The sequence below is a fragment of the Streptomyces sp. WM6378 genome (assembly GCF_001279695.1).
GTDB lineage: Bacteria > Actinomycetota > Actinomycetes > Streptomycetales > Streptomycetaceae > Streptomyces.
The window spans coordinates 38,636-51,452 of sequence record NZ_LGDD01000318.1; the positions used below are offsets into that span (position 1 = coordinate 38,636).

General features: G+C 67.0%; 8 protein-coding genes. 1 reads left to right on the top strand and 7 read right to left on the bottom strand.

Features of this window, described 5'->3' with window-relative positions; all coding sequences use genetic code 11:
• Positions 1–110: 110 nt before the first annotated feature.
• From ADK54_RS32875 to ngcE, 7 genes are all read right to left on the bottom strand, one after another.
• Positions 111–1,415 carry a sugar ABC transporter permease gene (locus ADK54_RS32875; protein WP_053729441.1) on the bottom strand — a complete coding sequence of 435 codons (1,305 nt, stop codon included), beginning with the start codon at positions 1,413–1,415 and terminating at the stop codon, positions 111–113.
• Positions 1,412–2,200 (bottom strand): ATP-binding cassette domain-containing protein, encoded by a 789-nt coding sequence (locus ADK54_RS32880; RefSeq protein ID WP_053729442.1) that lies wholly within the window; start codon positions 2,198–2,200, stop codon positions 1,412–1,414. Before ADK54_RS32880 ends, ADK54_RS32875 begins: the two co-directional genes overlap by 4 nt.
• A gap of 220 nt (positions 2,201–2,420) precedes the next feature.
• Positions 2,421–3,521, bottom strand: coding sequence for a sugar ABC transporter substrate-binding protein (locus ADK54_RS32885; RefSeq protein ID WP_199827080.1), 1,101 nt, complete (start codon positions 3,519–3,521; stop codon positions 2,421–2,423).
• 133 nt (positions 3,522–3,654) lie between these two features.
• Positions 3,655–4,854 carry an ROK family transcriptional regulator gene (locus ADK54_RS32890; protein ID WP_053729443.1) on the bottom strand — a complete coding sequence of 400 codons (1,200 nt, stop codon included), beginning with the start codon at positions 4,852–4,854 and terminating at the stop codon, positions 3,655–3,657.
• A 227-nt stretch (positions 4,855–5,081) separates the two neighbouring features.
• Entirely contained in the window at positions 5,082–5,978 is an 897-nt protein-coding gene (locus tag ADK54_RS32895) for a carbohydrate ABC transporter permease (RefSeq protein ID WP_234392293.1), read from the bottom strand.
• A 25-nt stretch (positions 5,979–6,003) separates the two neighbouring features.
• Positions 6,004–6,930 carry a carbohydrate ABC transporter permease gene (locus ADK54_RS32900; protein WP_053729445.1) on the bottom strand — a complete coding sequence of 309 codons (927 nt, stop codon included), beginning with the start codon at positions 6,928–6,930 and terminating at the stop codon, positions 6,004–6,006.
• A gap of 45 nt (positions 6,931–6,975) precedes the next feature.
• Positions 6,976–8,400: an N-acetylglucosamine/diacetylchitobiose ABC transporter substrate-binding protein gene (gene ngcE, locus ADK54_RS32905; protein WP_053729446.1), complete on the bottom strand. Its 1,425-nt coding sequence runs from the start codon at positions 8,398–8,400 to the stop codon at positions 6,976–6,978.
• A gap of 485 nt (positions 8,401–8,885) precedes the next feature.
• Here ngcE and ADK54_RS32910 point away from each other — a divergent pair, with 485 nt between their 5' ends.
• Positions 8,886–12,722: a GH92 family glycosyl hydrolase gene (locus ADK54_RS32910; protein WP_053729447.1), complete on the top strand. Its 3,837-nt coding sequence runs from the start codon at positions 8,886–8,888 to the stop codon at positions 12,720–12,722.
• Positions 12,723–12,817 lie beyond the last annotated feature (95 nt).

Here is a 12,817-nt window from a genome sequence, read left to right on the forward strand (position 1 = left end):
CGTAGTCGCGGGGCGGTGCGTTCCGCGTCACCCGGGTGGCTGACGGCCGCTGCCGCGCGCAGACGTGCCCGGCACCTCAGGGGTACCGGGCACGTCGGCAAGCGGGCAGGTCAGGCGCGGCCCGCGGACTTCTGGGTCTTGCGGGTGACGGCGTCGATGATCACGGTGATCAGGAGCACACCGCCGGTGATCATCTGCTGGATCGCCGCGGCGACGCCTTCGAGGGCGAGGCCGTACTGGATCGACGTGATCACCAGCACGCCGAGGAGCGCGTTCCAGGTGCGGCCGCGGCCGCCGAAGAGGCTGGTGCCGCCGATGACGGCCGCCGCGATGGCGTTCATCAGGAGGTCGCCGCTGCCGGCGCCCTGGTTGGCCGCGCTGATCTTGGAGGCGATGAAGAGACCGCCGACCGCGGCGAAGGTGCCGGAGATCGCGTAGACCGAGGTGCGGACCATCACGATGTTGATGCCCGCCCGGCGCGAGGCCTCGACGCTGCCGCCGAGCGCGAAGATCTTGCGGCCGTACGAGGTGCGGCGGAGCACGAAGTCCGTGAGGATCAGCACCGCGAGGAAGATCACCACGGCCAGCGGCAGGCCCTTGCTCTGGTTGAACATGTACGCGGCCGCGAACGCCACCACGGCGAGCAGCGCCGTACGCAGCACGATCTCGCCGAGCGGGCGGGACGGGATGCCCGCGGCCTCCCGGCGGCGGCTGTCGGAGAAGGCCGACAGGAAGAACGCGGCGACGGCGACCGCAGCCGCGCCGTAGGCCACCGCGATGTCGCTGAAGAAGTAGTTGGACAGGTTGTAGAAGACGCCCGAGTCGTTGGTGTTGATCGTGCCGTTCTCGCCGAGGATCTTCAGCATGAAGCCGTTCCAGAACAGCAGACCGGCCAGCGTGACGGCGAAGGCGGGAACACCGATCTTCGCGAAGATGTAGCCGTGGATGGTGCCCGCGACCGCACCCGTGAGGATCGCCAGGACCAGGGCCAGCCACTCGGACATGCCGTGGGTGATGTTGAGCACCGCGAAAGAGGCGCCCGCCACACCGCTGACCGAGCCCACCGACAGGTCGATCTCGCCGAGCAGCAGCACGAAGACGATGCCCACCGCGATCATGCCCGTGCCGACCATGGCGACGGAGATGTCCGAGAGGTTGCCGGCGGAGAGGAACCTTGAGTTCAGGCTCTGGAAGACGATGCAGATGATGACCAGGCCGACGATGACGGGCAGCGCGCCCAGGTCACCGGCCCGCACCTTGCGCTTGAACTCGCCGAGGTAGCCGGCGAAGCCCTGCTCGCGCACGAGGAGGCGGGGGTCGACGGCGGTGGACGCCGCGTCCGCCGCGGGCGGCGCGTCCACGGGAGCCGCGTGCGGCTTGCCGAGGTCGGTCGGGGAGGTCTTGTCGGTGTTCACTTCTGAGCCTCCGCGTTGCGCGCCGCACGGCGGGTCACGGCGTTGTCCGTGGCCCCGGTGATGGCGGAGATGATCTCTTCCTGCGAGGTGCTCTTCACGTCGAAGACACCGTTGTTCCGGCCGAGCCGGAGCACCGCGACCTTGTCGGCGACGGCCTTCACATCGGCCATGTTGTGGCTGATGAGGACGACCGCGTGGCCTCGCTCGCGCAGCCGCTCCACCAGGTCCAGGACCTGGGCGGTCTGCTCGACGCCGAGCGCCGCGGTCGGCTCGTCGAGGATGACGAGCTTGGGCTCGCCGAGCATCGAGCGGGCGATGGCCACGGTCTGGCGCTGGCCGCCGGAGAGCGAGGCGATCGGGATGCGCACGCTCGGGATGCGGATCGACAGCGTGGTGAGCAGCTCGCGCGATCGGCGCTCCATCTCGACCTCGTCGAGGACGCCGCGCTTCTTCAGCTCACGTCCGAGGTAGAGGTTGCCGACGACGTCGATGTTGTCGCACAGCGCGAGGTCCTGGTAGACGGTCGCGATGCCGAGGGTCTGGGCGTCGTGCGGCTTGGCGATCTGGACGGCCTTGCCCTCCCACTCGATGACGCCGTCATCGATGGGGTGCACGCCGGCGATCGTCTTGACCAGCGTGGACTTTCCGGCGCCGTTGTCGCCCACCAGGGCGACCACTTCACCGGCGTGGACCTCAAGCTCTACGTCGGTGAGCGCCTGAACGGCACCGAACCGCTTGGAGACCCCGCGCAACGCCAACACGGGCGTAGCGGACACGTGAACCATCTCCTTCGCCGCCTGACCGGCGGGGATGCCGCGCCCGAAGGGGTGGGGGCGCGGAGGTCGAGCAGAAGAGAACAGAGAGAACCGAAGGGAACTCGAAGAAGGGGAAACGTTCCGTCCGGCGCCCGCGCCGCAACGGGGCTGAAAAGGCGGGCGCGGGGGCGCCGGAGGAGCTTTCGGAGTACTCAAGTCCCTTGTACGGAAAGGGACTTGGCGGGGGGACCTACTTGAGGCCGAGCGCGTCGCAGGCGGCCTTGTAGTTGGCCGTGCAGATGTCGGCGATCGTGTAGATCTTGTCCTTGATGACGGTGTCCTTGATGTTGTCCTTGGTCAGCGAGACGACCGGGACGATCGTGGACGGGACGGCCTTGGTGGTCGGCGAGTCGACCTTCTTGGCGTCCAGCGAGCCGAGGTCCTGGCCCTTGGCGAGCTTGACCGCCATCTCGGCGGCGATGGCGTCCTCCTGCGGGTAGGACTTGTAGACGCTCATGTACTGCTCGCCCGTGATGATCCGCTGCACACCCGCGAGCTCGGCGTCCTGGCCGGTGACCGGCGGGAGCTTGGCGAGGCCGGCCGCCTTGAGGGCGGTGATGATGCCGCCCGCCATGCCGTCGTTGGCGGAGTAGACGCCGATGACCTTGTCCTTGCCGAGGGCGGAGAGCGCGGCCTCCATGTTGGAGTTGGCGTTCTCGGGCTTCCACTCCTTGGTGTCGTACTCCTTCCCGATGTTCACCTTGCCGTCGAGCTCGGCGTGGGCGCCCTTCTTGAAGAGCGCGGCGTTCGGGTCGGTTACGGCGCCGTTCATCATGACGATGTCGCCGGACTTGGCCTTGTCGCCCAGGGCCTGGAGGAGGGCCTTGCCCTGCACGTGGCCGACTTCCTCGTTGTCGAAGGACACGTAGGAGTCGATCGGCCCCTGGGCGAGGCGGTCGAAGGCGACGACCGGGATGCCGGCGTCCTTGGCCTTCTTGACCGAGCCCGCGATGGCCTTGGCGTCGACCGCGTCCACGATGAGCGCGTCCACCTTGTTGGTGATCATCGTGTCGGCCTGCTGGTTCTGGGTCGTCGCGTCCTGCTTGGCGTTCGCGTAGACGATCTGGCCCTTGCCGTTGGTCAGCTCCTTGACCTTGGCCTCGATCAGCGGCTTGTCGAACTTCTCGTAGCGCGCGGTCTGGTTCTCGGGGAGCAGCAGGCCGATCTTGAGGTCGTCGCCCTTCTTGGCGCTGCCGGACGACTTGGTGCCGCCGGACTCCTTCGCACTGCCACAGGCGGCGAGCGAGACGGCCATCGCGGTGGCGGCAACGGCTACAGCGGCACGACGCATGTTCGTGTTCACTTCAGAAACCTCCCTGACGAGGCCGCGACGTTGCGGCCGAGGTGGCTGGAAGTCAACTCGGCGTTAAGCCCACCGTCAAGGAGTAAATCCTTAACGAGATGACAACGGTGCCATCCGTTATCTAAGTGAAGGCAGGCGCCGAGGCGGGGAGAGCACTGTCCAACAGGGTCGAATCCCCCATTTCACTCAGTACGAGAGCGAGCGCGCCGAGCACTTCCGCACGGCCGCCGAGCGCCCCCGGAAGAACCGACAACTGCCGTGCGGCGCTGGGGATCGCGTACCGCGACACGGAGTCCCTGATGGGCCCGAGCACGAGCTCTCCGGCCTCCGCGAGGTCACCGCCGAGGACCACCCGGCTGGGGTTCAGGAGGTTGCAGAGGTTGGCGACGCCGCTGCCGATGTGGCGTCCGACGTCGGCGATGACACGGCGGCAGCCCGGGTCGCCCTCGCGGGCCAACTGGACCACGCGCTCCATCGTCAGGTCCGCTCCGTGGCTGGATTGGAGCAGGGGGAGCACATAGCGGGCCGCGGTGAAGGTCTCCAGGCATCCGCGGTTGCCGCAGCGGCACACCGGGCCCGACTCGTCCAGGGTGATGTGCCCGATCTCGCCCGCGGTGCCTCCGGGCCCCCGGTAGATCTGCCCGTCTATCACCAGGCCGGCGCCGACACCGCTCGCGACCTTGATGTACGCCAGGTCGCGCACCCCGCGCCCGCTGCCCCAGACCAGCTCGCCGAGCGCGCCCAGGTTGGCGTCGTTGTCGACGTACACCGGGACGCCCAGGCGTCCGGAGAGCTCCTCGCTGGGGTTGATGCCGGTCCAGCCCGGCAGGATCGAGGTGGAGCCGAGCGTGCCGGACTCCACGTCGATGGGGCCCGGCACGCCCAGACCCACCCCGATGACCTTGTCCTGGCCGATGCCGGTGGCCGCGATCAGCCGCTTGACCAGCTCTTCCGCCCGGCCGAAGCCCTGCGCGGAGGAGGCGTCGACATCCAGCGGCTCGGACTCCTCGGCGAGCACCTGCTGGGCCAGGTTGCCGACCGCCACCCTCAGGTGCGTATGGCCGAAATCGACGCCGATGACGATGCCGGCCGAGCCGCTGAGCGAGACGCTGCGGGCCCGGCGGCCGCCCGCCGAGGTGGGGGTGACCTCGACGGTCCCGCCGTCCTTCAGCTCGCGGACGATGTTGGAGACGGTGGCCGCGGACAGGCCGGTCGTCCTGGCGATCTCGGCCTGGGTGAGCGAGCCCGCCATGCGCACGGCCCGTACGACCCGCTCCAGGTTGGCCCGGTGCAGTGACGTCTGCGACCCCGGAGTCTCCATCGACTCATCCACTCCCGCCGTAGGCGGGCGGCACGACGGCCGCCCCCGCACGGAGCCGCAGCAATGAGGCCCCGTCTTTTCTCCAACATGTGAACTCTAAGCTCAGCCTTACGGGTGGTCTCCCGTCAAGACCTGAGCAGATGCGGAGCGGATCGGGGAAACGCGCGACCGCCCGTGGGCACGGGGCCCACGGGCGGTCGGGAGAATCGGGTGGAGCTACGGTCCGGCTACTTGAGCGCTCCCGCCGTCAGGCCCGCCTGGACCTGCTTCTGGAAGACGACGTAGACGGCGAGCACGGGGAGCATCGCGATCGAGAGCCCCGCGAAGAGCGCCCCCCAGTCGCCCTGGTAGCCCTGCTGCACGGCGAGGTCCGCGAGGCCCTGGGTGAGCACCCAGTTCTTGGTGTCGCCCTGGTTGAGCACCAGGGGCAGCAGGTACTGGTTCCACTGGCCGAGCACGTTGAAGATGCCGATGCTGATGATGCCGGGCTTGGCCATCGGCAGCATGATCTGGAAGAACGTGCGGGTGTGCGAGGCCCCGTCGATCAACGCGGCCTCGGCGACCGTGGTCGGCAGCGTGCGGAAGAACGCCGTCATGAAGAACACCGTGAACGGCAGCGAGTACGCGATGTAGATCAGGACGAGCCCGGGCAGCGTGTTCAGGATGCCCAGGTTCTTCGTGACGAAGAAGAGCGGTACGAGCACCATCACCACGGGGAAGGCCATGCCGCCGACGAACAGGAAGTAGATGAACCTGTTGCCGGGGAACTCGAACCGGGCGAGCACATAGGCCGCCATGGAGCCGAGCAGCATCGTGCCGAAGGTCGAAAGGCCCACCACGAACGCGGTGTTGAGGAAGTACTGCCCGATGTTCGCCTTGCTCCAGGCCCGCGACCAGTTGTCGAAGTGGAGCTCGGTGGGCAGCGACCAGGGGTGGGTGAGGATGTCGCCGGAGGTCTTGAACGAGCTCCACAGCGCCCACAGCAGGGGCACGCCCACCATGAGCGCCCAGACCAGGAGGAACACGTGCGAGAAGGCGTTGAGCACGCCCCCCTCGCTGCTGCGCCACTTCCAGCGGGCGGCGCTGGCGGCGGGTGCGGACGACTGCTCGCCGTCCACCTTCATCGTTTCGGTCGTCATCGCGCCACCCCTAGAATTCGATGCGCTCGCGGCGCGACAGACGCATGCTGAGAATGGCGAACACCAGGGTCACGATGAGCATCGCGACACCCATGGCCGCGGCCATTCCGTACTGGCTGTTGTCCCGGAACGCCGTCTTGTAGAGGAGCAGCGGGACCACGTCGGTGGATTCGTCGGGGCCGCCGACGTTCACGGACATCAGCTGTACGTAGATGAAGGCGTCCATGGCGATGATGCCCATGTAGACCCAGGCGGTGGCCACCGTGTCCCGCAGCAGCGGCAGGGTGATCCGGAAGAACGTCTTGACCCGGGATGCGCCGTCCAGGAGGGCCGCCTCGTAGATCTCGCCCGGAATGGATGCCATTCCGGCGGAGAACAGGACGACGTAGAAGCCGACGTTCGCCCAGACCATCACGACCATGATGCAGATCAGCGCGATATTGGAATCGCCGAGCCACGACTGCTGGAGCGAACTCAGACCGATGTCCGCCAAAAGCGAGTTGAGCATCCCGTTCTGGGGGTCGGGGTTGTAGATCTGCTGCCACAGGATCGCGATGATCGTGATCGAGAGGACCTGCGGGAAGAAGAAGATCACCTTGTAGAGGCCGGAGCCCCGCACGCCGGCGACCCCCGCGGAACCTTTGCGGCGGCCGCCGACATTCAGCATGAAGGCGAAGAAGAGACCGAAAGCCAGCGTGACGACCGGCACGCACAGGAGCAGAAGGACGTTGTGCCACAACGCCTTCCAGAAGAGGTCGTTGTGGATCAGCTTCTGATAGTTGTCCAACCCGATGAAGTTCTTCTCGGGGGTCAGTCCGCTCCAGCTCGTCATCGAAATCTGGAAGTCCTGGAGGAACGGCGAGATCACGAGGACCCCGTACAGCGCCAGGGGAATTGCCAGGAATCCGATGATGAACCGGTACTTGCCGTGTCGCATGTCGCCGGTCGCTCTCGTCTCAGCCAGTAGTGGTAAGCGGCCTCGTCAGAGGTGCTTGAACTTCGGGACGGAGGAGTCCTTCTTCGTGTCGTCCGACGCCTTCTGGGCCTTGTCGATCCACTCGGCCGCCTTGATCTTGCCCGAGAGCAGGTCCAGGGTCAGGTTGCCGATGGTCTCGTTGTTGAGCTTCTTGTACCAGTCCTGCAGGCGGGAGTTGAGCACGTTCGGCCCGGCCGCCTTCAGGGCGGCGTTCGCCGAGGTGAGACCCGGAGTGAGGGTCAGTCCGTCGGCGGCGCCCTGGACGCAGGTCAGCGACTTGATGGCGTTGGTGAAGTTCGTGGTCTGCTTCTTGCTGAGCATGATGCGAAGCAGTTCCATGCCACCGACCGGGTTCTTGCCGTCCTTGGCGACGATGAAGGGCTCGCCGGCCGCCGCGTACAGGGCGCCGAAGGGCAGCTTGTCGCTGGGGCCCGAGCCGATGAGGGAGCCGACCGCGAGGTCGAAGTCCTTCGGCATGGTGGGCGCCGCCTCGTTCTCCACCCAGGAGCCGTCGGCCACCATCGCGGCGCGGCCCTGCGTCCAGGCGGTCTGCATCTGGATGTGGGTCATGCCCTCGGAGCCCTGGAGGAAGTAGCCCTGGCCGGCCAGCTCCTCGTAGTACGTGATGACCTCCTTGACCGCGTCGGTCCTGAAGGCGCCGTCGTCGAGGTTGTCGATCGCGTTGAGGGCTTCCTTGCCGCCGATCTTGCCGATCTGGTGCAGCAGGTCGAAGTGCACGTAGTACGGGTACTTGCCCGGGTACGTGAAGGGGGCGATGCCCGCGGCCTTGATCTTCTTGCAGAGCGCCAGCATGTCCGAGAAGGTCTGCGGGTACGTCCAGCCCTTCTCCTTGAACAGCTTGTTGGAGTAGAAGGTGCCGTAGACGGTGAACGCGTAGTTGAACGCGTACACCTCCTTGGTCCCGAACTGGCCCTGCTCGACGGTGCCGGCGATCAGGACGTCGCGGACCTTCTTCGACGGGTCGTCGATGGTCGGCGCGTCCAGGAGCGGGGTGAGGTCCTGGAGCTTGCCGGTCTTGGCGAGGGCGGCGGTGTCGAGGCTGTCGGCGCCGGAGTTGTCCATGAAGTCCGGCGGGGTGCTGCTCGCGAAACGCGGCTGGAGCTTGGGGCCGATCGCCTGCGTTCCGGTGTGCTTGATGGTGATGCCGTACTTGGCGTTGTAGTCGGCCTCGGCGGACTTGATGTAGTCGTCGCCGAATCCGCCCTTGAAGACGAACGCCTCAAGGGCGGTGCCCTTGTTGACGCCGAGCGGATTGTCCGCCGACTTGGTGCCCTGGGAGCTCGGCTTCTTGGTGCTGTCACCGCTGTCGGAACTGGCACACGCGCTCAGCAGTGACGTCGCCGGCACCGCCAGCAGGCCGATTGCCATGGCCCGCTTGAGTGCGTCACGGCGGTTGATCTCGGATCCCATGCTCAAGTCCTCGCCTTCTCCAGGACTCATGCGGTGCAGCGGAATCCGCCGACGCCCGCGAACAGTTGAAGCGTGAGTGATGCCGTACATCCATCGCGGAGGCTGCCCGGTCCCGGGCCGACCGGCCCGCACGCGGTTCCCCCGCCCGCGTTCAGCGGGTTGCCCGGACGCCGACAGGTATAGTCCACTTCCCGTCAACTGAGCAAGATCGAAAGCATGGTTGGCCGACAGTCTTTCCCGAGTTGAGACCTCGCGGATATATCCATTGGTACGTACCAATGTGGAGGAGGCTGCTGCTTTTGACGCGCATTACACACCTTGACGGCTGCATTGCCCCGGATGATTCAGGCCATCCATTCCTTCCCAACGCCCTTGACACCAACCTGCACTTGCCGCGCTACTGGATCCTGCGTTTCTACTCTGACAACGTTGTCCACCTCGCACTTGCCGACTGAGACCGGCTTGCGCCGAAGGAAAGGGCTCGCATGCTGCCCAGATCCCGGTACCGACGAGGACCGGCGGCCGCCCTCGTGGCGGCCTCGTTCCTGCTCGTAGTGACGGCGCAGTCCGCCGTCGGAGCGCCGTCCGCGACCGCCCAACCGCCGCATGGCGGCGGCCGGTTCAGCACCTCGTTCGAAACGGGCCAACCCCAGCCGGACTGGACCAATACCGTCGATACGGACCGCGCGGGGAACAAGCGGGCCTCGGGCGTCGACGGCGGCTTCACCAGCGGGATACCGGGCAATGTGACCGACAGGGTCACCGACGTCCGGGCCAGCGCCGAGAACACCGACGGCGGCGAGGTGAAGGAGAACCTCGTCGACGGACAGCCCAGCACGAAATGGCTCGCCTTCCAGCCGACGGCTTGGCTCGAATTCGATCTGTCCGAACCGGTGAAGACGGTCACCTACGCGTTGACGTCCGCCAACGACGCCCCCGAGCGGGACCCCAAGGACTGGACCCTGAAGGGCTCGGCGGACGGCAAGGACTGGAAGACCCTGGACAGCCGCACCGGCGAGAGCTTCAAGGACCGCTTCCAGACCAAGACGTACGACTTCGCGAACACCACGGCGTACGCCCACTACCGCCTGGAGATCACCGCCAACGGCGGCGCCCCCATCACCCAGCTCGGCGACATCCAGTTCTCCAACGGCGACACCAGCACCCCCACCCCGCCGGACATGCTGACCGCGCCGGACCGGGGCCCCGGCGGCTCCCCCACCGCCAAGGCGAACGCGGGCTTCACCGGGAAGCGGGCGCTGCGCTACGCCGGCACCCACAAGGCGGACGGGCGGGCCTACTCGTACAACAAGGTCTTCGACGTCAACCTCCCCGTCGGGCGGGACACCGAGCTCGACTACAAGATCTTCCCGTCGATGGCGGAGACCGACCTCAGCTACCCGGCCACGAACGTGTCCGTGGACCTGGCCTTCACCGACGGCACCTATCTGAGTGACCTGAAGGCCCTGGACTCGCACGGCGGACTTCTCAGCCCGCAGGGCCAGGGCGCCGCCAAGACGCTCTACGTCAACCAGTGGAACCAGGTCTCCTCGGTGATCGGCACCGTCGCCGCCGGCCGGACGGTGGACCGGATCCTGGTGGCGTACGACTCCCCCAAGGGGCCGGCCAAGTTCCAGGGCTGGATCGACGACCTCTCGATCGCGCCGAAGCAGCCCGAGAAGCCGCTCGGGCACCTCTCGGACTACGCGCTGACCACCCGCGGCACCAATTCGAGCGGCTCGTTCTCGCGCGGCAACAACTTCCCCGCGACCGCGGTCCCGAACGGCTTCAACTTCTGGACCCCGGTCACCAACGCCGGCTCGCAGGACTGGCTGTACGACTACGCGCGGCGCAACAACGCCGACAACCTGCCCACCCTCCAGGCCTTCAGCGCCAGCCACGAGCCGAGCCCCTGGATGGGCGACCGGCAGACGTTCCAGGTGATGCCGTCGGCGGCGGCCGGCACCCCCGATGCCTCCCGGACCGCCCGCGCGCTGCCCTTCAAGCACGACAACGAGACCGCGAAGCCGTACTACTACGGCGTCACCTTCGAGAACGGCCTCAAGACCGAGATCACCCCGACCGACCACGCGGCGATGATGCGGTTCACCTATCCCGGTGACGACGCGAGCCTGATCCTGGACAACGTCACCAACCAGGGCGGGCTCAGGCTCGACCCGGCGACGCAATCCTTCACCGGCTATTCGGACGTGAAGAGCGGCCTGTCCACGGGCGCCGGCCGGCTCTTCGTGTACGGCGTCTTCGACACGCCCGTGACCGCGAGCGGCAAACTGCCCGGCGGCGGGGGCGCCGACGTCACCGGCTACGCGCGCTTCAAACCCGGCAAGAACCGCACGGTGACCCTGCGCCTGGCGACCTCACTCATCAGTGTGGACCAGGCGAAGGCCAACCTGGCCGCCGAGATTCCCGCGAAGGCCGGCTTCGACAAGATCAAGGACCGGGCGCGGCAAGCCTGGGACGACATCCTGGGCCGCATCGAGGTCGAGGGCGCCTCGCACGACCAGCTGACCACCCTGTACTCCTCGCTCTACCGCCTTTACCTCTACCCCAACTCCGGCTTCGAGAAGGTCGGTTCGAAGAACCAGTACGCCAGCCCCTTCTCGCCGAAGACCGGCGAGGACACCCCCACGCACACCGGCTCGAAGGTCGTCGACGGCACGGTGTACGTCAACAACGGATTCTGGGACACCTACCGGACGACGTGGCCCGCGTACTCCCTCTTCACCCCGAAGAAGGCCGGCGAGATGGTCGACGGCTTCGTGCAGCAGTACAAGGACGGCGGCTGGATCTCCCGCTGGTCCTCGCCCGGCTACGCGGACCTGATGACCGGCACCAGTTCGGACGTGGCCTTCGCGGACGCCTATGTGAAGGGCGTGAAGTTCGACGCCGAGGCGGCGTACGAGGCGGCCCTGAAGAACGCCACGGTCGCCCCGCCCTCCTCGGGGGTGGGCCGCAAGGGCATGGACACCTCCCCCTTCCTCGGCTACGCCCCGACCTCCACGCCCGAGGGCCTGTCCTGGTCGATGGAGGGCTATGTGAACGACTACGGCCTCGCGAAGATGGGCCAGGCGCTGTACGAGAAGACGAAGAAGCCCCGCTACAAGGAGGAGTCGGCGTACTTCATGGGCCGCGCCCAGAACTACGTGAAGCTCTTCGACGCCAAGGCGGGCTTCTTCCAGGGCAAGGACGCCAGCGGGCAGTGGCGGGTGGACAGCGCCAAGTTCGATCCGCGCGTGTGGGGCTACGACTACACCGAGACCAACGGCTGGGGCTACGCCTTCACCGCCCCGCAGGACTCCCGTGGCCTCGCCAACCTGTACGGCGGCCAGGCGGGCCTCGCCAAGAAGCTGGACGCCTACTTCTCGACGCCGGAGACCGCGTCGCCCGAGTTCGCGGGTTCGTACGGCAGCGTCATCCACGAGATGACCGAAGCCCGTGACGTGCGGATGGGCCAGTACGGCCACTCCAACCAGGTCGCCCACCACGTCACGTACATGTACGACGCGGCGGGCCAGCCCTACAAGGCGCAGGAGAAGATCCGTGAGGTCATGCGGCGCCTGTACAACGGCAGCGAGATCGGGCAGGGCTACCACGGCGACGAGGACAACGGCGAGCAGTCGGCCTGGTACGTGTTCTCGGCGCTCGGCTTCTACCCGCTGGTGATGGGCAGCGGCGAGTACGCGATCGGCTCACCCCTGTTCACCAAGGCGACCGTCCATCTGGAGAACGGCCGCGACCTGGTCGTGAAGGCGCCGAAGAACAGCGAGCGGAACGTGTACGTGCAGTCCCTGAAGGTCGACGGGAAGCCGTGGAACTCGACGGCGCTCCCCCACGACCTGCTCGCGCGCGGCGGCACGCTCGACTTCACCATGGGCGCGCGCCCGTCGTCGTGGGGCACCGGCAAGAACGCGGCGCCGGTCTCCATCACCAAGGACGACAAAGTGCCCGCCCCCGCGAGCGACGCGATCACCGGCTCCGGCCCGCTGTTCGACAATTCCTCCGCGACATCGGCGGAGTTCGGGCCGACGGACCTGCCAGTGAGCAAGGCCACGAAGGCCACGCAGTACACGCTCACCTCGGCTACAGCCGGAAAGGCGCCGTCCGCTTGGGTCCTGGAAGGCTCACAAGACGGGCTGAAGTGGTCCGAGTTGGACAGGCGATCCGGCGAATCCTTCACCTGGGACCGGCAGATTCGGGTGTTCTCCATCCATTCACCCGGTTCCTACACCCATTATCGACTCGTCCCGACAAAGACGGCTTCGCTGGCCGAAGTGGAGCTACTCGCCCCGTCCGCAAACTAGTGACCTGAGTCGTTGATGCGTCGGCAGTAGTTGGCGAGGCTGTTGAGAATCTGGTCGGCGGTCTTGTGCCACACATAGGGGCGGGGGTTGGTGTT